This window comes from Paenibacillus polygoni (assembly GCF_030263935.1).
Classification (GTDB): domain Bacteria; phylum Bacillota; class Bacilli; order Paenibacillales; family Paenibacillaceae; genus Paenibacillus; species Paenibacillus polygoni.
In genome coordinates this window covers 3,577,057-3,595,772 of sequence record NZ_CP127162.1, presented here as the reverse complement: position 1 = coordinate 3,595,772, position 18,716 = coordinate 3,577,057, and the positions used below count along the sequence as shown (strand labels likewise).

Below are 18,716 nucleotides of genomic sequence, written 5' to 3'. Positions count from 1 at the left end.
CCTTGAAGATTGCGAAAGTAATTGTGGATGTACCAGCGAAGGATACTGACCGCGAATTCGATTATTTAATTCCCGAATCCCTTTTAGGCTGGGTCGAAGTAGGAAGCAGGGTGGGAGTCCCTTTTGGCCATCGAACAGTTCAAGGGTTTGTAATCTCCATCGCGGATCATACAAATACAACGTTCAAGTTGAAGCCGATTGGAGAATTACTTGATCTTGTACCACCGCTTTCACCAGATCTCATTGAACTCGCAGGATGGATGAGCAAGCGGTATGCTTCCAATCGGATCCTTACGCTGCAGGCAATGATTCCAACGGCTCTAAAAGGAAAGGCCAAGCGTTATATCTCAGTCAACAGTGAGACACAGGAACAATCTGCCGCAGAATCTACGAAGAGCAAGGATTCATCCGTACCTAGAAGTATACACAAGACGGACAGCGTACTATTTGATCTGCCCGAAGATAATGAGACATTCAAAGTGAAAAATGAAATTATTCGATATGTTCGAAGTAAGGAACAAGTCACATTAGATCATTTAGGTAAACGGTACCCTGAAGACGCTGACCTTATTAAAGAGCTGCTTCGTACAGGTGTGCTTCAAGAGAACCAGTCGATTAAGGATAAGCTGCAAAAGAAAACACTGCGTTCTATTGACCTTGCGGTCTCATTAGAGGAGGCAGAGGCTGCTCTTGCCGATTTTCCAGCAAAGGGAAAGAGACAAAAAGAAGTGCTTTCTTATTTGATAGAGATGAGCTCTTTTTTGCCCATGGCATTAAAAGAAGTGCTCTCTGGCTTACAGGTATCCGCGGGTACAGTGAAGGGTTTAGAGGACAAGGGGCTTGTTGTACTTGAAGATGTCGAAGTATTTCGCGATCCTTATAAAGGACGGCACTTCACACCTACTCAGCCGCTGCCTTTAACTTTGGAACAGCAGGCTGTATATCAGAAGATTGTGGAGAAATTGGACGAGCGCAAACAAGGGGTATTCCTTTTGCACGGAGTAACCGGAAGCGGAAAAACAGAAGTGTATTTACAGACAATACAGCGGGCGATTGAGCAAGATCGTCAGGCTATTGTCCTCGTCCCCGAAATATCACTCACCCCTCAGATGGTCGAGCGATTTAAGGGGCGTTTTGGTGATCAAGTCGCTGTGATGCACAGCAGACTCTCTGGCGGGGAAAGATACGATGAATGGCGTAAAATTCGTGAAGGTAAGGCAAAAGTAGCCGTTGGGGCTCGTTCCGCCGTATTTGCTCCTTTTGAACACCTGGGTCTCATTATCATAGATGAAGAACACGAAACTTCTTATAAACAAGAAGAAACGCCGAAGTATCACGCAAGAGATGTAGCAGTAGAACGTGCTCGTCAGCAGGGAGCTGTCGTTATTCTTGGCTCTGCAACGCCTTCCATGGAAAGTTATTACGCTGCAAGATCGCAAAGCAATGATGAATTCGCGCCGGTACTGCTTGAGATGCCTACGCGTGCGCTTGGAAATGAACTGCCTGTTGTTCACATTGTAGACATGCGAGAAGAACTTAAGGACGGCAACCGTTCCATGTTCAGCCGGGCTCTACATAAAGGGATTGCGGAGCGAATTGAAAAGGGTGAACAGACGGTATTGCTGCTAAACCGAAGAGGGTATTCTACCTTTGTAATGTGCCGAAGCTGCGGTTATGTGGCAACCTGCCCCGAATGTGATATTTCGTTAACATATCATCAGCGGTCAAATAATATGCGATGTCACTACTGCGGATATGCAGAAGTGGTACCAGAGGTTTGTCCTGACTGCGGGAGTGAACATATTCGTTACTTTGGAACCGGTACGCAGCGGGTAGAAGAAGAACTGGCGAAGTTGTTCCCTGGCGTTCGAGTGATTCGTATGGATGTAGATACAACAACAGAAAAAGGATCACACGAAAAACTGCTGAAAGCTTTTAGGGAGAAAAAAGCCGATATTTTGCTTGGAACGCAGATGGTAGCAAAAGGGCTTGATTTTCCAGATGTCACTCTTGTCGGTGTAATTACGGCTGATTCGGCGCTGAATTTACCTGATTTCCGTGCAGCGGAGAAAACATTCCAATTGCTGACACAAGTTGCAGGCCGAGCAGGAAGGCATCAACTGCCTGGGGAAGTATTCGTTCAGTCTTACACGCCAGAACATTATTCTATCGTTCATGCAAGCAAGCATGATTTCAACCATTTTATTAGGGAAGAATTAAAGCATCGCAAGATTTTGCAGTATCCTCCTTATTGCCGTTTGATCCTCGTCACATTCTCACATGAACAGCTTCCACTGCTTGTGCGAGCTGCTGAAAACTACACGAGGATGCTCAAGGAACAGGCTGGGAAGCGAGGACAGCTTGGAAGTCTAGATAAATTTAGTGCTGATGCTTTGGATGTACTTGGACCGGTAGCCTCTCCGATGGCGAGACTGAAGAATAGATACAGATTTCAATGTATGGTAAAATGGCGTGGTGATATCGATGCCACCGGGCTTGTTCGGGACATCGCTCGTCAAATGGAACAAGATTTTCAAGGGAAAGATTTACTGATTAGTATAGATGTTGATCCGCAAATGCTGATGTAAGCCAAGCGGTTTGATCATAGAATAAAAACATAACTTATAAGCGTATAGGATGGTGTCCATTAAGATGTCAATTCGATTAATTGTAAAAGAACCTGATGATGTACTACGTAAAGTTGCGAAAGAAGTTACCAAAATCACGCCAAACGTGCAAAAACTGCTGGATGATATGGCGGATACAATGTATGACGCTGAAGGAGTAGGACTTGCTGCTCCGCAAGTCGGAATTTTGAAACGTCTGATCGTTATTGATACAGGAGATGATCACGGTCTTATCAAAATGATTAATCCGGAGATCGTGTCCAAGGAAGGCGAGCAATTTGGTCCCGAAGGTTGTCTGAGTATTCCTGGTTATAACGGAGATGTCCGCCGTGCAGAGACGGTAACGGTTAAAGGCCTCGATCGTGAAGGTAAAGAAATTACGATTACAGGAAGCGGTCTTCTTGCACGTGCTTTCCAGCATGAAATTGATCATTTAAACGGAGTTTTGTTCACCGATCTAGCTGAAAAAATATATGAAATCGGAGCAGATTTGCCGAATCGCAGTAACAGGGGGTAAGGATATGAATATTGTTTTTATGGGGACACCTGATTTCGCCGTACCTGCACTTGAAAAATTGCTGGCAGAAGGGTATTCCGTAAAACTCGTAGTAACTCAGCCAGATAAACCGCAAGGTCGCAAAAAAATATTAACCCCAACTCCTGTAAAAGAGGCTGCGCTGAAACATGGAATTCCTGTGTTTCAGCCTCGCCGTCTTCGTGATGAAGAATCGGTGGCAGAACTTGCGAAATGGGAGCCCGATCTCATTGTGACGGCTGCTTTCGGTCAGATTTTGCCTAAAGCTGTTCTAGATATGCCGAAGTACGGATGTGTTAATATACATGGTTCTCTACTTCCCAAATATCGCGGCGGAGCTCCAATTCAGCGTTCGATTATAAATGGGGAAAAAGTTACAGGAGTTACGCTGATGTATATGGCGGAAGGTCTCGACACTGGGGACATGATCTCCAAAGTGGAAGTTCCGATTACGGACGAAGATACGTCAGGTACGATGTTCGCCAAGCTGAGCGAAGCGGGATCTGACTTGCTGATTCGTGAAATGCCTAACCTGATCAGCGGTAAAGTGACGGCTATACCGCAAAATGATGAGGAAGCAACTTATGCGAAGAACTTGACAAGAGAAGATGAGAAGATTGATTGGAAGCGCTCTGCAAGAGAGATTTACGATCAGATTCGTGGACTTGTTCCTTATTCAGGAGCTTTTACCCTGTGGGACGAGCAGGTATTTAAGGTATGGTCGGCGGTAAATCCTTTGGCGCTGCCGGATGAGTATAAACATGCATCCAGCGGACAAAAAGAAGCTGAAGCGGGAACGGTACTTTCCTTATCTAAACTTGGTATCGAAGTGAAGACTTCAGATGGCTCGCTGTGGCTTCATGAAGTACAGCCTGCAGGCAAGAAAGTCATGCAAGCTTCTGATTTCGCTCGCGGCGGATCTCTCAAAGCAGGGACGGTGTTGAAGTGAAGTCATCTGAGCAGCATAAAGCGATTAAGAAACAGTCAGCTTCTTCTGCACCTAAGAAACGAAGTATAACCAGTCGTGAAGCGGCGATGAACATTTTGACCGCAGTGGAAGAAGAGGGAGCATACAGTAATCTGCTCTTGAATCAAGTGTTAAAAAGCGCTGATCTAAGTCCTGCGGATGCAGGCCTGGCTACTGAACTCGTATATGGAACAATAGCTCGGCGTAACACATTGGACTACTTCCTGGAGTCCTATGTTGCGAAAGGACTGAAAAAACTAACCCCTTGGGTTCGGAACTTGCTTCGTCTTAGTCTGTATCAAATTCTATACCTTGATCGAATTCCTGATCATGCAGCTGTCAGTGAAGCGGTAAATATTGCGAAACGGAAAGGTCATCAGGGCATTTCAGGTATGGTGAACGGGGTGCTGCGTAACATGCTTCGGAATCTTGATCAGTTACAAATTCCAGAAGATTTACCCGCAGTGAAGCGTATTGCCCTTACGCACTCTCACCCGGAATGGCTCGTGAAAAGATGGGTCGCCCAGTACGGAGAGCATACAGCCGAAGCAATGTGCCGTGCCAATAATGAAGCGCCGCCAGTCAGTGTTCGTGTCAATACGACCATGATTTCCCGCGATAAATTAATGCAAGAGATGGAAGAAGCGGGTCATATCGTAATGCCGTCCATGATTAGTAAAGACGGAATTATTGTATCAAGCGGCGGTAACATGGCACTTACCTCTTGGTATAAAGATGGTATGTTGTCTGTACAGGACGAAAGTTCAATGCTTGTTGCTGAGGCGGTAGAACCGAAGCCGGGAATGACTGTGCTCGATTGCTGCGCTGCACCAGGAGGCAAAACCTCTCATATTGGTGAGAAGATGCTGGACCAAGGTTCTATTATTGCGAACGACATTCACCCTCATAAGGTCAAATTAATTCAGGACCAAGCAGATCGTCTTGGCCTCGGAAGTATTGAAACGGTTTGTCACGATGCGCTGGATTTGGATACGTATTATCCTGAGGCTTCTTTTGATCGGATTTTGCTTGATGCTCCGTGTTCAGGGTTCGGGGTCATTCGGCGCAAGCCGGATCTGCGCTGGGCGAAATCGCCCGAGGATGTGGAAGCAATCAGCAGTTTGCAGAGTGAACTTCTCAGCCGGACGGCAAAACTTCTTAAGCCAGGTGGTATATTAGTCTACAGTACTTGTACTACAGAGCCTAAAGAAAATGACCAGGTTGTCCGTGAATTTTTAGCTTCACACCCTGATTATGCAGCCGTTCCTCCTGCGGAAAGTATGAATGAAGAGGTGAAATCCTGTGTTACTGAAGAGGGGTATGGAATTCAGATTCTTCCTCAGAAGTTTAACAGTGATGGTTTTTATATTGCCAGATTAAAACGTCTTAGATAGCTTGTGCAGATAAAAAGGATGTTGTATCCTTACCTGATGTCTGCTAAGCTTTATAAGATTTTAAACCCATAGATGAATTGATTGCCGCTGTAAACCGTAAGGTTTAGGCGGCTTCTTGTTGCTTTTAAGAAGCTTGATGCGGGGCAGATCATATTTACGTAGGACAGGCTGTAACATCAGCTTTCATGGATGAATGCGGGATTATATGTTAAAATGGGTAGAATGATAAGATGACGATGTTTTGCTTTACGATACTTTATTTAAGAAGAAAGAACAGGTGTTGAAAATAATGACGAAGCCTTTTATATATGATTACACGCTCGAAGAGCTAGAAGCGTGGGCTAAAGAGAACGGTGAACCTAAATTTCGTGCTGCGCAAATATACGATTGGATCTATGTTAAACGTGTAAATGATTTCTCTGAGATGACGAATCTCTCGAAAGCACTGCGTGAAAAACTTAATGATCAGTTCCAGTTTGTTACGCTGCGTGAAATTACTAAATTTGAGTCTAAAGATGGTACCGTTAAGTTCCTATTCGGACTGCATGATGATCACGCAATTGAAACAGTAATCATGAAACATAATTATGGAAATAGTGTTTGTGTAACAACGCAGGTAGGCTGCCGTGTAGGTTGTACTTTCTGTGCTTCCACACTCGGAGGACTAAAACGTAACCTTACAGCGGGTGAAATTATTGCTCAGGTAGTTCGTTCTCAGCAGATTTTGGATGAACGCGGCGAACGTGTAAGCAGCATTGTTATTATGGGTACAGGAGAACCATTTGAGAACTATGACGAAACGATGAAATTCCTTAGAACGATGATTCATGAAAAAGGACTTAATATCGGACAGCGCCATATTACCGTCTCTACAAGCGGTATTGTTCCTAATATTTATCAATTCGCGGATGAAGACACGCAGATTAATCTCGCCATCTCCATTCATGCGCCAAATGATAAATTACGTTCCAAGCTTATGCCGGTTAACCGCCGTTTTCCTTTTGATGATGTGATGGAATCTTTGCGTTATTATCAGGCGAAAACAGGACGAAGAATTACTTTTGAATACGCACTGATCGGCGGAGTTAATGACCAGCCTGAACATGCTGAGGAACTCGCAAGCGTAATTAAAGATATGATATGTCACGTGAATCTGATTCCAGTTAACCATGTGCCGGAACGGAAATATGTAAGAACCGCACGTAAAGACATATTCCAGTTCCAAAGAATTCTTGCCGAGCAAGGCATTAATGTAACCATTCGCAGAGAGCAAGGACACGATATAGCGGCAGCATGCGGACAGCTGCGCGCCAAGCACATGGAAGCATGAGGTGAGTGATGAAGGTGATGAATACAGTACATGTCAGCCACGTAGGGCGGGTTCGTTCCGTGAATGAAGATTCAGCCTGGGTTCGCCAATTAGATCAAGGTTATATTCTTGGTATTGTTGCGGACGGCATGGGAGGTCATTTGGCCGGGGATACAGCGAGTCGCCTCGCTGTAGAAACGGTATCACAGGATCTGTCCGGGCTTGAGACTGAACTGCCTTTATCGACACTGTCAGCTGCGCTAAGTGATGCAATTCTGCATGCGAACGAGGTGATTTTTCGTCAGGCTGCAGAAAATGAAAAGTTTCATAATATGGGGACCACTGTTGTTGCTGTTCTGATGAGCGATTCGGCTGGGGTTATAGGTCATATTGGAGACAGCAGAGCTTATCTGATATCGGATCATAAAGTAGTACAGCTCACGGAGGATCATACTCTTGTAAATGAGCTGTTTAAAAACGGTCAGATCAGTGAAGAAGAAGTTCAAGTGCATCCACTTAAAAATGTCGTCACGAGAGCACTTGGTACAGATGAGGAAGTAGATGTAGATCTTTATTCTGTCCAAATGAAACCAGGAGATGTGCTGATGCTTTGCAGTGATGGCTTAAGTAATATGGTCAGCAGTGAACAGATTCTTACGATTGTCGGACAAGCGGATCTTCTACTGTCTGAACGGGCGGAAAGACTGCTTCAGCTGGCACTGCTTGCTGGCGGGGATGATAATATAACGGTTGCCCTTTTTGAAATGCCCGAAGCGGTAGCTAGCGGCGAGGAACAGGGGGGTAACGTATGATCGGACATCAGCTTGGCGGTCGTTATGAAGTGATAGAACGCATTGGCGGGGGCGGCATGGCCTTGGTTTATAAGGCTCAAGATATTCTGCTGAACCGTAATGTTGCAATCAAAGTTCTTCGCCAACAGTTTGTACATGATGAAGAATTTATTAGACGTTTTCGTAGAGAAGCCCAGTCCGCTGCTTCTTTATCCCACCCGAATGTGGTCAGTATTTATGATGTGGGGCAAGAAGACGAAATTCATTACATTGTTATGGAATATATTGAAGGACAGAACTTAAACGAGATTATTAAAGAACGTGCGCCGCTGCAAGTAGAGGAAGCGGTAAGAATCGCTTGCCAAATTGCGGATGCACTGGATCATGCACATCATAATCAGATTATTCATCGGGATATTAAGCCGCATAATATTTTGATAGGCAGAAACGGCCGGGTAAAAGTGACAGACTTTGGAATTGCTCGGGCAGTAACGTCTACGACAATAACGCAAACCGGTTCTGTCGTAGGTTCGGTGCATTATTTTTCACCTGAACATGCTAAAGGGGTAGTGACGGGTGAAAAATCCGATCTATACTCTCTTGGTATTGTTCTATACCAAATGCTCACAGGACAGCTTCCTTTCTTAGGGGAAAGTCCGATCAGTGTGGCCCTTAAACATCTTCAAGAAGATTTTGAGGAACCGAGACTTCTGAATCCGCTGATTCCGCAAAGTGTTGAGAATATTATACTCAAATCGATGCGTAAAGATCCCAATGAGCGATATCAATCGGCTCTTGAGATGCAGACCGATCTTGAGACTTGTTTGTTTCCTGATCGGCTTCAGGAACCGAAGGCGATGTTTGACGATGAGTTTGATATTGATCAAACGCGAGTCATTCCAGCTATTAAACCAGAACAGTATGCTGCTGTAAACACAGATACATCTAGGATTGATCCGGAACCTGCTGATCACAATGCAAAGCCAAATAAGAGAGCTAAGAAACGGGCAACTTTTTGGGTAACTTTAACTCTCATTGTCCTTATCGCTCTCGCTGGAGTCGTCTTTTATGTAGAGAAAGTGCTAGTTGTTCCGAATGTACCTGTTCCGAATGTCATTTCTTTAGACGAAGATGCGGCGAGAAAGCTTCTTACGGACAGTGGACTCGAAGTCGATGAAGTCATTGCAGAATACAAAGTGGGAGTCGAACCTGGAATTGTATTTAAACAGAGTAAACCAGAAGGCAGTCTTGTTAAAAAAGGTTCCTTAATTGACCTAACTATAGGTGCTGAGAAGCCCCAAGAACAAATGGTGGATGTAACGGGTGAAAACTACGAAGACGCTGTTCAAAAGCTGCTGGCTCTTAATATAAAAAATGATAATCAGATCAAAAAAGAAGAAAGTTTCAGTGATGCGGTTGTAGGGACAGTCATTAGTCAGTCGATTGCGCCAGGGGCCGAATTTGATCCAGATACTGCTGAAATAATCCTTACCGTCAGCAAAGGCCCAGAACTCATATTAATGCCTGATCTAATTAATAAATCACGTTCTGAAGCAGTTAAACTGATTGAAGATAACAATTTAAAACTTGCTGAAATCAAGGAAGAGTCCAGTTTTCAAGTGGAAAAAGGAAAAGTTACACAGCAGTGGCCAGTAGACGCGGGCTCCTCCATTGCACCAGGTACAGAAATTACAATCTATGTAAGTACCGGGTATTCGCCGGAAACGATTGAATATACGTTCGCTTTCCTTATTGCACCTAGTGAGGAAGGGAAGAACAGTAAAGTTCGAGTCGTGTATACAGATGCTCGAGGGGAAAATCAGGAGTGGGGTACCCAAACGATTAATAAAGCACAGACCTTCTCCGTTCCGCTCGTGCTTGCACCTAATCGGGATGGTTATGTAACGGTTTATCGGGATGGAGAGCTTGTGGAAACCTACAAGGTGGGATACTTTGACGCTAAGAACGGCAATGTAGAAATTCCTGAGATCAAATCGAATGCTGTGCCGGAAGAAGGCGGAGGAGGAGACGAAGGACCGGGTACTCCTGCAAAAGAACCAGAAAAAAATGCCGATAAAGGTAATGGTAACGGCAACGGCAACGGTAATGGCAACAGTAATGGTAATGGTAATAAGAACAATAGTGAGAAGAATGACAATAAGGGTAATAATGGAGAGAACGGTAACAATAAGAACGATGATCAAGGTGACGGTCAGGGAGATGAAGATCCATCCGATAATGAGGATGGCGATGAGTGATAGATGAAATATGAGTATACACTCTTCATTTCAGGCGCCGAATAGGCGCCTGTTCTTATATTCCGCAGCAATAGGAAAAGTATAAAGGACGGTGGATTCATGCTCGATGGAGTTATTATTAAAGCATTAAGCGGATATTATTATGTTAAGCCACTTGGAGAGGATGGAGCTCCGATCGATTCGGAATCCTCCGTTCAATGCCGAGGGCGAGGGGTCTTCAAAAATAGAGGCATCTCCCCGCTGGTAGGCGACCGAGTAAAATACGTTCTTACCGAGAATGGAGAAGGAACCGTTACTGAAGTTTTGCAAAGAGAGACAGAACTGATTCGGCCGCCAATGGCAAATGCGCGTCTTGCCGTACTTGTATTTTCATTAAAAGAACCAGAAATGAATGTTCAGCTGCTTGATAAATTTTTGGTACACATTGAGCAGGCGGGTCTTACCGCTATCATATGTCTAACCAAGAGTGACTTGGTGGATGAGAAAAGCGAACAAAAATATAAAGAAATTATTGAACTCTATAAGAAAATCGGCTACGAGGTCATTCGTACAAGTTCTAAGGAAGGACTTGGTTTTAACGAACTGAAGGAACATCTTGCGGGTGAAATCAGTGTTTTTTCAGGACAATCGGGTGTAGGAAAATCATCGTTATTAAATGCAATGATGCCTGGACTAGCTCTTGAAACAAACGAGATCAGTATGAAACTTGGCCGGGGGAAACATACCACACGTCATGTGGAGCTGATCCCGCTCGATAACGGAGGTTTCGTTGCGGATACCCCGGGCTTTAGTCAACTCGATTTCCTTGAGATCGGTGTGGAAGAGCTTGGAGATTGTTTCCGTGAGTTCCGCGAGTACTCAGGCGGTTGTAAATTCCGAGGGTGTACGCACACGCATGAACCAGGCTGTGAAGTGATTCGTGCCAAAATAGACGGCCTGATTGCAGAAAGCAGATATCAACATTACGTTCAGTTTTTAGAAGAAATGAAGGACAAGAAGCGGAGGTACTAACTATGACAATTAAAATCGCACCATCTATCCTATCCTCAGATTTCGCACGCCTTGGCGCTGAAGTAGCGGAAGCAGAAGCTTCTGGTGCAGACTGGATCCATGTTGATGTTATGGACGGACATTTTGTTCCTAATATTACGCTTGGACCCCCGATTGTAAAAGCGATTAAACCACATACAAGTCTCCTGCTGGATGTACATTTAATGATTGAAAATCCAGAGCTTTATATTGCTGATTTTGTAAAAGCAGGAGCGGGTATGATTACGGTGCATGCAGAGGCTTGTGTTCATCTGCACCGGGTGATTCATATGATTAAGGAACATGGGATCATGGCAGGCGTAGCGCTCAATCCTGGCACTCCTGCAGCTCATGTAGGGGAAGTTCTGGATGATGTAGATATGGTGCTGGTTATGACCGTGAATCCTGGTTTTGGAGGACAAGCATTTATTCCAGGCACATTACGTAAAATCCGCGAAATTCGCAGCTCGTTACGTGAGAGAGGACGTGCTGACGTTCATATCGAAGTAGATGGAGGAATTACGAAAGAGACAGCTCCGCTTGTAGTGGAGGCAGGAGCCGACGTACTCGTTGCTGGCAGTGCTGTATTTGGAAGAGAAGATCGTGCAGAAGCAATTACTGAGATACGTCAAAGCCTCGGAGGATAAAATGACCTTTAAAGAAGCAATGTGGACTTCGCTTATTAGTCTTGTTACGGGAACCTTATTAGGTTCCTTTGCATTACTCCCTTCTCCTATTAATGCAGTCGTATCGCTTCTTGGTGTTATTCTTGTGATTTGGTTTTTCCGTAAGTTTGAGCGAAAAGGGATTCGCATTACTTTTGTTATTTTTACCGCAGTATATTACTTATTATTTATCTTATTATGGTCGGCATATACCTTTATAAAAATGAATCCGCCGCAGGTTTAAGCAAAGCTAGTGGCATAGCAAGACAGTGTTCTGCATAAATATGGTTACATGAGCGCGATTCTCATGTAGCCTTTTTTCGTATAATCCTGGTTTTGGTTCTAAGGCGAATAGGAAGGGCTTCTTGCACGATAAAAGGTGACACATGAGGATGATGGGGAGGGTTAAGTATGAAATTCTACACGTTTAAGCTTCCGAAGTTTTTGGGAGGTTTTGTAAAAGCGATCCTTAACACGTTCCAGAAATAAAATCGGCTTGAAGTGTGTTCATTTTACGCTGAGAAGAGCTGGCATAGGAAGGGTCGCCGAAATCCAGACATGAAAAAAGCACCTAGTCAGAAGGCGAGGTGCTTTTTGTCTTTGTATTCTATAGACGTAGCTAAGATTATACGCGAGTTACTTTACCGGCTTTCAGAGCACGGGTGCTAACATAAACGCGTTTTGGCTTACCGTCCACCAGAATGCGAACTTTTTGAACGTTTACGCCCCAGGAACGGCGGTTACGGTTGTTAGCGTGAGAAACATGGTTACCGCTACCCGGTTTTTTACCTGTCACATAACATTTGCGAGACATAGATTACACCTCCTATTCTGAAAGTAACCGTTATCCGCAAGGTCAATGGTTGTACTTCAGACCAATTTTGGCCATACTTAATCCAATACACCTGCATAAAACAATACTTAAATATAATATCATATAAGAAAAAGCTTAGTCAACATAAACAAAAACTTTATTTATTTCTCCTCATGATTATAGTACAATGGGGTATAGTCCATAATACTGCGGAAAGACCGCTGTCGCTTGAGTCACTACTCAGCGGAACAACGGATGTTAGAGTTTTTCTCGAAGGCACGAGCCTTTTTGAACAAGCTCCCGCATCAAGCTAGGAAGGGGAATTCTCACTTGAGTAAACGTTCTTTAAATGGAACAGATTTCTACGCGATGGTTTTAGCCGGAGCGGATCAATTGCATAAGCATGCTGAACATGTCAATTCCCTCAATGTATTTCCTGTTCCAGATGGAGATACGGGTACAAATATGAATTTGACAATGAGCGCCGGTGTGGCCGAACTTAAAAGAAACAGCTCTAGTTCCATTGGAAGCTGTGCAGGGATTTTATCGAAAGGCCTGCTGATGGGTGCGCGGGGGAACTCGGGTGTGATTTTGTCGCAGTTATTCCGAGGCTTTAGTCGTTACGCTGCCCCATATGAGGAGCTGAATACAATTCAATTTGCTGCTGCCCTCCAGAGCGGTGTGGATACCGCATATAAGGCTGTAGTAAAACCAGTTGAAGGTACAATCCTCACAGTTGCCAAGGAAGCGGCAAAGCATGCGACTTATTATGCTCGTCGAACCACTGACATTACTGAACTTATGAGCGAAGTACTAAAGAAAGCAAATGAAACTCTTGCCTTAACACCGGAAATGCTTCCTGTACTTAAACAGGTAGGCGTTGTTGATTCCGGCGGTAAAGGACTTGTATATATTTATGAAGGATTTATGGAGCACTTATTAGGCGGAACTGCCGATACAGATTCTAAAGTTCAACCTGCTAAGGAAATAACTCCGCCGGCTTCTGTTGCAAAAGCAGTGCCAACTACACCACCGGTTCATCGTGAACTTCCTGACACAGCGCAAGCTAGACTGGAGACTGAGGATATTGAGTTCCTTTATGATATGGAATTTTTCATTAACCGTCAGTTAGGTGATGCACAGGGAACGCCATTTGATGAGGAATATTTTAGGAAAGCGTTGTCAGTAAATGGAGATTCCATCATTATTATTTCAGATGATGAGATCATTAAAGTACATGTTCACTCCAAAACACCAGGTGATGTACTTAACTTAGCGCTTCAATACGGAGAAATAACACAAATTCATATCCTGAACATGCGTGAACAGCATCGTGACTTGCTGACAGCAGGTATGGATGCTGCCGCAGAGCCAGAACTCTTTGCAGAGATTCCGCAAGAACAAGAGCGTACTCCAGAACTGTCCATACCGCCGGCAGATGAACTTGCTCCATTTGGCTTTATTGCTGTTTCTTCTGGTCAAGGGATCGAAGAGGTATTCAAAAGTCTTGGAGTAGATATTGTTCTGTCGGGTGGACAAACCATGAATCCGAGTACAGAAGATTTTGTGAAAGCCATTCATTCCATCGACGCAGAACATGTATTTATTCTGCCGAATAACTCTAACATTGTTCTTGCTGCTAAACAGGCAAGAGATTTGTTAGAAGGAGAGCGTCTTGTTACCGTCATTCCAAGTAAGACAATTCCACAAGGAATTTCTGCTGCTTTTGCTTTCCAGGAAGATGAAAGTGCAGAGTCCAATGAAGAAAATATGCTCGAAGCCATTGCTCATGTTCGCTCTGGTCAAGTCACCTATGCGGTAAGAGACACGGTATTCGATGATCTTGAGATTAAAGCAGGACACTTTATTGGTATTTATGATTCCAAAATTGTGGCTACGGAGGAAGGTCTCGTTCCTACTTGTGAGCAGCTGCTGAGCAAGATGATTGAGAGCGGTGATGAAGTAATTACAATACTGTCAGGTGAAGAAGCCGATGAGGCAGATACAGAGCGTCTAGCATCATGGCTTGCTGCTGAATATCCAAATGCAGAGATTGAAGTACACGAAGGCGGTCAGCCAATCTATGCCTATCTCTTCTCGGTTGAAGCTTGATCATAAATAAGGGGGTCCTTTTTCATGAGCCAAGTTTTCATTGTTACGGATAGTACTGCGGATATTCCTGATGAACTTGTTGCGAAGTATCAGATTCATGTGGTTCCGCTTCGAGTCGTATTTGATCAGGAAACATATCTCGATGGGATTGAACTCAGTCCTGCTACGTTTTATGAGAAACTTGGGAAAGCTAAGGTATTGCCTACCACTTCTCAGCCTTCACCAGTCGAGTTTATGAATGTGTACAGCCAAATTCTGAATGATCATCCAGGCAGCCAGATTGTTTCGATTCACTTATCTTCAGGTATGAGCGGAACATATCAATCTGCACTGCTTGGTAAATCGATGCTCGAAGATGAGCAGACGGCAGAGATTACGGTTATTGATTCTAAATCTGCCAGCTATGGGTATGGACTGCTCGCTTTACATGCTGCACAGCTGGCACAGGCGGGAAAGAATGCAGAGGAGATCGAAGCCGCTGTACTAAAGCTTCATGAGCAGCGTAAACTGTACTTCTTAGTGGATACCTTAGAATATTTGCAAAAAGGCGGACGAATCGGTAAAGCTTCAGCTGTGCTTGGAACCTTGCTTAATATTAAGCCTGTTCTATCGATAGACAATGAGGGAATTATCTACGCTGTCGAGAAGATTAGAGGCCAGAAAAAAGCAATGGAACGCATCATTCAAATGTTTGAACAAGACTTTGCGGGTCAACGAATTAATATTGCTGTCGGTCATACAGCCAATCCTGCCTCGGCTGAAACTTTTATCTCACTGATTGAAACTCGGTTTGAACTCGGTGAAGTGGTTTATCCGAACATTGGTGCTGTTATTGGCAGCCACGTAGGTTTTGGAACGATTGCTATTTTTGTATGGCCGGCATAAAATGAGGGATGCTTTATGTTGTTAGAAGAAACATCGGTGAAGCAAGTTAGCGGCGTGAGTGCTCTTAAAGAAGAAGAGCTTCACGCCTTTGGCATTTATACAGTGAAAGATTTGCTTGAATATTATCCTTTCCGGTATGAGGATTACCGTCTGCGTTCTTTAACAGAGGTAAAAGATGGGGATCGAGTAACGGTTCAGGCGAAAATCATGGGTGTACCTGTACTGCAACGATATGGTCGCAAGTCGAGACTCACTTGCCGGATGATGGCAGAAGATTTTATGTTCTCAGCGACATGGTTTAATCGCCATTTTCTGAAAGATCAGTTAACGCCGAATCGAGAAATCACGCTGACGGGAAAATGGGACCAGAAACGAATGCAGCTTACCGTCTCGGAGTCCGAATTTCCAGACAAAGGAGCCGTACGCACCGGGTCTGTTCAGCCTGTCTATTCTATAGGCGGGAAGATAACACAGAATTGGCTGCGGAAAACCATTAACCAAGCACTTCAGCAATATGGCGACCTTGTGCCTGAACTGCTTCCTGCTGAACTGCTTAGTAAATATAACCTCATGCCTCGTAAACGGGCGATCGCACTGATTCATCAGCCTGGTGATCCAGAGGCTGGTCAAGAAGCACGTAGACGTATGGTATACGAGGAACTTTTTTTATTTCAACTGAAGATGCAAGCATTTCGTGCTATCAATCGAGGGAAAAGCGATGGAGTCGTACATACCGTTTCCAATAGCACCGTTCGAGAATTTGTTCGCAGTTTACCTTTTGAGCTTACGGATGCTCAGAAACGAGTTGAACTGGAAATTTTGCATGATATGCGCTCTCCGTACTGCATGAACAGGCTGCTTCAAGGAGATGTGGGCTCCGGTAAAACGGTCATTGCTGCCATCGCTTTGTTCGCTGCGGTACGGTCTGGATTTCAGGGGGCATTAATGGTGCCGACCGAAATACTGGCAGAACAGCATATGCGTTCACTTGAAAAGCTGTTTACCCCTTTTGATATCCAGGTAGCTCTGCTCACAGGAAGCACACCAGGTCGTAAACGAAAAGAGATTTTAGCAGGACTGCAAATGGGACTTATCGACGTGGTTGTAGGTACGCATGCTCTTATTCAAGATGATGTGTTCTTCCGAGATATTGGCCTTGTTGTTACGGATGAACAGCATAGGTTTGGGGTCAATCAGCGCAGTGTGCTGCGCCGCAAAGGGTACAATCCAGATGTTCTCACGATGACCGCTACCCCAATCCCAAGAACACTTGCCATCACGGCATTTGGTGATATTGATGTATCCACTATCTCTGAACGTCCTAAAGGGAGAATTCCCATCTCTACTTACTGGGTGAAGCACGATATGATGGACCGGGTCATTGGTTTTATTACTCGAGAACTAAATCAAGGTCGTCAAGCGTACCTGATCTGTCCTCTTATTGAGGAATCGGAGAAGCTTGATGTTCAGAATGCGATTGACCTGCATGTAGCAATGCAGCAAGCCCTTCCTCAGTACCAGGTAGGTCTTCTGCACGGGCGGATGACGCCGTCAGAGAAAGAAGAGTCGATGCGGCTTTTCTATGAGAATAAGACCCAGATGCTTGTATCCACTACGGTAGTTGAGGTGGGGGTCGATGTACCGAATGCCACGCTGATGATTATTATGGATGCAGAGCGATTCGGACTCTCACAGCTTCATCAGCTGCGCGGGCGTGTAGGGAGAGGCTCCCATGCATCATACTGCATACTTATTGCTGATCCGAAGTCAGAGATAGGGCAAGAGCGAATGAAGGTAATGACAGAAACGGAAGATGGATTCGAGGTATCGCGGCGGGATCTGGATTTGCGAGGACCTGGAGATTTCTTTGGAACGAAGCAGAGCGGTATGCCTGACTTTAAGATCGCGGATATGGTCAGCGACTTTGAAGTGCTTGAGGTGGCTCGTGATGATGCTGCGTCACTCGTATCAAGTGAGTCATTCTGGACTTCGCCTAGCTACGAGGCGTTACGAGGTTTCTTGCAGAAGGAGCAAATTTTCCAAGGCGATATCATGGATTAAATCATGTTTTATAAAATAGAGGTCAAGTGGACGGGCATCACTCGCATATAGTAATGAGGGACTACAATATGCGGGAGGTGTAACGTTCTTTGAGCTATCAAAAATATGGCATTAGTCCGCAGCTGGTGGAGCGAATCAAGATAAAGATGAAAAATCCAGCAGCGAAGGAACGTGTTAAATTGCTGGTTGATGGAGTTACAAAATCGGATCTTCAGAATAGTGCCAAAGTAAGGCGACTGATCAAATCGTCTGCTGCTATATTGAATGAGAAATTTACGCCGGCAGATGAGGAACGTTTTGTCAAATTTGTGGTTGACCAAAAGATAGATCCAAACAATACTTTGCATCTCATTAAACTATGGGGCATGTTTCGCTGAATGGGGTGCAGGCTGGTCTTTGTTTAGATTCTTGCCGATCTAGACCGATCTAGAAGGATGGCCCTGCGTTTTGTGCGGGTAAACTGAAAAAAGAGGGTGCTGATGTTATATCCAGCACCCTTTCTTTTTGTATTGGAAACGATCTAAAACTTAAAGTTACTCCAGGATACTTCCGCTATACCGGTGAGATCAGCTCGATACTGTCATTCGCTACCTTGCCTACAGCAGCAGATACCGGATAAGCCAGCATCTGATTCGCAGGATAGGGGCTAAGTAGGGAGGATATTTCCTCTGGGCGCTGAATGGATCGATTCAGCCACTGATCTTCCTGCCTTGAAGGGATGACAACAGGCATACGATCATGAATGGGAGACATAAGAGAATTCGGCTTAGTGGTAACAATGGTACAGCTGCTGACTTTTTGCCCTTCCGGGCTTATCCATACATCGTATAATCCAGCAAAACTAAAAATACCCTTGTCTTCCATGGTGATTCGAAAGGGTACTTTTTTGCCATTCTCCTGCTTTTGCCATTCATAGAAACCATCGGCTGGTATAAGGCAGCGTTTACGGAGAAAGGATTCGCGAAAGGCGGGTTTCTCGAGAAGAGTCTCGCTTCGGGCATTGATTAATTTACTGCCGATGCGGATATCTTTTGCCCAGTGAGGGATCAGTCCCCAGCGGAGTGTACCCGCTCTTCGTTTAGTACCATCATGGATAACCGCAATAACCTGCTGAGTTGGGGCGATATTATAGCGGGGGCGGTAATCAATATACTCTGGAATATCATCAAGCATATAACGAAGCATCAATTCTTCCATCGTAACACCTAGGGTGAATCTTCCGCACAAAGTTAGCCCACCTTCCTTTTTTGTATCAGTATAACGCATGAC

Annotated in this window: 17 protein-coding genes; 15 read left to right on the top strand and 2 right to left on the bottom strand. The window is 44.7% G+C overall.

Annotation, left to right across the window (positions count from 1 at the left end):
- Positions 1-2 precede the first annotated feature (2 nt).
- The 11 genes from priA to spoVM all read left to right on the top strand — a co-directional run bounded on the left by priA (position 3) and on the right by spoVM (position 12,064).
- Positions 3-2,588 (top strand): primosomal protein N', encoded by a 2,586-nt coding sequence (gene priA / locus QPK24_RS17235; protein ID WP_285743248.1) that lies wholly within the window; start codon positions 3-5, stop codon positions 2,586-2,588.
- A gap of 64 nt (positions 2,589-2,652) precedes the next feature.
- Complete coding sequence (gene def / locus QPK24_RS17230) at positions 2,653-3,144, top strand: peptide deformylase (protein ID WP_160033598.1); 492 nt, start codon at positions 2,653-2,655, stop codon at positions 3,142-3,144.
- A 4-nt stretch (positions 3,145-3,148) separates the two neighbouring features.
- The gene (gene fmt / locus QPK24_RS17225; protein WP_285743246.1) at positions 3,149-4,111 is read left to right on the top strand and encodes a methionyl-tRNA formyltransferase; all 963 of its coding nucleotides are present in this window, start codon (positions 3,149-3,151) and stop codon (positions 4,109-4,111) included.
- An 86-nt stretch (positions 4,112-4,197) separates the two neighbouring features.
- Positions 4,198-5,523, top strand: a complete 1,326-nt coding sequence (rsmB, locus tag QPK24_RS17220; RefSeq protein ID WP_285749399.1) for a 16S rRNA (cytosine(967)-C(5))-methyltransferase RsmB — start codon at positions 4,198-4,200, stop codon at positions 5,521-5,523.
- A 289-nt stretch (positions 5,524-5,812) separates the two neighbouring features.
- Entirely contained in the window at positions 5,813-6,853 is a 1,041-nt protein-coding gene (rlmN, locus tag QPK24_RS17215; RefSeq protein ID WP_160033594.1) for a dual-specificity RNA methyltransferase RlmN, read from the top strand.
- Between the two features lie 14 nt (positions 6,854-6,867).
- Entirely contained in the window at positions 6,868-7,644 is a 777-nt protein-coding gene (locus tag QPK24_RS17210; protein ID WP_285743244.1) for a Stp1/IreP family PP2C-type Ser/Thr phosphatase, read from the top strand.
- Positions 7,641-9,881 carry a Stk1 family PASTA domain-containing Ser/Thr kinase gene (gene pknB / locus QPK24_RS17205; protein WP_285743242.1) on the top strand — a complete coding sequence of 747 codons (2,241 nt, stop codon included), beginning with the start codon at positions 7,641-7,643 and terminating at the stop codon, positions 9,879-9,881. The genes QPK24_RS17210 and pknB overlap by 4 nt, the downstream gene beginning before the upstream one ends.
- Positions 9,882-9,980: 99 nt before the next feature.
- The gene (gene rsgA, locus QPK24_RS17200) at positions 9,981-10,892 is read left to right on the top strand and encodes a ribosome small subunit-dependent GTPase A (protein WP_285743240.1); all 912 of its coding nucleotides are present in this window, start codon (positions 9,981-9,983) and stop codon (positions 10,890-10,892) included.
- A 2-nt stretch (positions 10,893-10,894) separates the two neighbouring features.
- Complete coding sequence (gene rpe, locus QPK24_RS17195) at positions 10,895-11,557, top strand: ribulose-phosphate 3-epimerase (protein WP_160033588.1); 663 nt, start codon at positions 10,895-10,897, stop codon at positions 11,555-11,557.
- A 1-nt stretch (position 11,558) separates the two neighbouring features.
- Positions 11,559-11,819 (top strand): hypothetical protein, encoded by a 261-nt coding sequence (locus tag QPK24_RS17190; protein ID WP_160033586.1) that lies wholly within the window; start codon positions 11,559-11,561, stop codon positions 11,817-11,819.
- A gap of 167 nt (positions 11,820-11,986) precedes the next feature.
- The gene (gene spoVM / locus QPK24_RS17185) at positions 11,987-12,064 is read left to right on the top strand and encodes a stage V sporulation protein SpoVM (protein ID WP_091159225.1); all 78 of its coding nucleotides are present in this window, start codon (positions 11,987-11,989) and stop codon (positions 12,062-12,064) included.
- A gap of 136 nt (positions 12,065-12,200) precedes the next feature.
- Here the strand turns inward: spoVM and rpmB are convergent, their stop codons facing one another.
- Complete coding sequence (rpmB, locus tag QPK24_RS17180; protein WP_047910965.1) at positions 12,201-12,389, bottom strand: 50S ribosomal protein L28; 189 nt, start codon at positions 12,387-12,389, stop codon at positions 12,201-12,203.
- A 330-nt stretch (positions 12,390-12,719) separates the two neighbouring features.
- Here rpmB and QPK24_RS17175 point away from each other — a divergent pair, with 330 nt between their 5' ends.
- The 4 genes from QPK24_RS17175 to QPK24_RS17160 all read left to right on the top strand — a co-directional run bounded on the left by QPK24_RS17175 (position 12,720) and on the right by QPK24_RS17160 (position 17,824).
- Positions 12,720-14,501: a DAK2 domain-containing protein gene (locus QPK24_RS17175; protein WP_285743230.1), complete on the top strand. Its 1,782-nt coding sequence runs from the start codon at positions 12,720-12,722 to the stop codon at positions 14,499-14,501.
- Positions 14,502-14,525: 24 nt separating this feature from the next.
- Entirely contained in the window at positions 14,526-15,386 is an 861-nt protein-coding gene (locus tag QPK24_RS17170; RefSeq protein WP_285743229.1) for a DegV family protein, read from the top strand.
- 15 nt (positions 15,387-15,401) lie between these two features.
- The gene (recG, locus tag QPK24_RS17165) at positions 15,402-17,447 is read left to right on the top strand and encodes an ATP-dependent DNA helicase RecG (protein ID WP_285743227.1); all 2,046 of its coding nucleotides are present in this window, start codon (positions 15,402-15,404) and stop codon (positions 17,445-17,447) included.
- An 89-nt stretch (positions 17,448-17,536) separates the two neighbouring features.
- Positions 17,537-17,824 (top strand): stage VI sporulation protein F, encoded by a 288-nt coding sequence (locus QPK24_RS17160; RefSeq protein WP_285743225.1) that lies wholly within the window; start codon positions 17,537-17,539, stop codon positions 17,822-17,824.
- Between the two features lie 175 nt (positions 17,825-17,999).
- Here QPK24_RS17160 and QPK24_RS17155 read toward each other — a convergent pair whose 3' ends face one another.
- Complete coding sequence (locus QPK24_RS17155) at positions 18,000-18,674, bottom strand: SOS response-associated peptidase (RefSeq protein ID WP_285743223.1); 675 nt, start codon at positions 18,672-18,674, stop codon at positions 18,000-18,002.
- Positions 18,675-18,716: the final 42 nt, after the last annotated feature.

Coding starts and splice junctions, on each gene's coding strand:
- rpe (WP_160033588.1), top strand. CDS start 10,895: ATGACAATTAAAATCGCACCATCTATCCTATCCTCAGATTTCGCACGC.
- rpmB (WP_047910965.1), bottom strand. CDS start 12,389: ATGTCTCGCAAATGTTATGTGACAGGTAAAAAACCGGGTAGCGGTAAC.
- fmt (WP_285743246.1), top strand. CDS start 3,149: ATGAATATTGTTTTTATGGGGACACCTGATTTCGCCGTACCTGCACTT.
- recG (WP_285743227.1), top strand. CDS start 15,402: ATGTTGTTAGAAGAAACATCGGTGAAGCAAGTTAGCGGCGTGAGTGCT.
- QPK24_RS17190 (WP_160033586.1), top strand. CDS start 11,559: ATGACCTTTAAAGAAGCAATGTGGACTTCGCTTATTAGTCTTGTTACG.
- QPK24_RS17170 (WP_285743229.1), top strand. CDS start 14,526: ATGAGCCAAGTTTTCATTGTTACGGATAGTACTGCGGATATTCCTGAT.
- rsgA (WP_285743240.1), top strand. CDS start 9,981: ATGCTCGATGGAGTTATTATTAAAGCATTAAGCGGATATTATTATGTT.
- spoVM (WP_091159225.1), top strand. CDS start 11,987: ATGAAATTCTACACGTTTAAGCTTCCGAAGTTTTTGGGAGGTTTTGTA.
- rlmN (WP_160033594.1), top strand. CDS start 5,813: ATGACGAAGCCTTTTATATATGATTACACGCTCGAAGAGCTAGAAGCG.
- pknB (WP_285743242.1), top strand. CDS start 7,641: ATGATCGGACATCAGCTTGGCGGTCGTTATGAAGTGATAGAACGCATT.
- rsmB (WP_285749399.1), top strand. CDS start 4,198: ATGAACATTTTGACCGCAGTGGAAGAAGAGGGAGCATACAGTAATCTG.
- def (WP_160033598.1), top strand. CDS start 2,653: ATGTCAATTCGATTAATTGTAAAAGAACCTGATGATGTACTACGTAAA.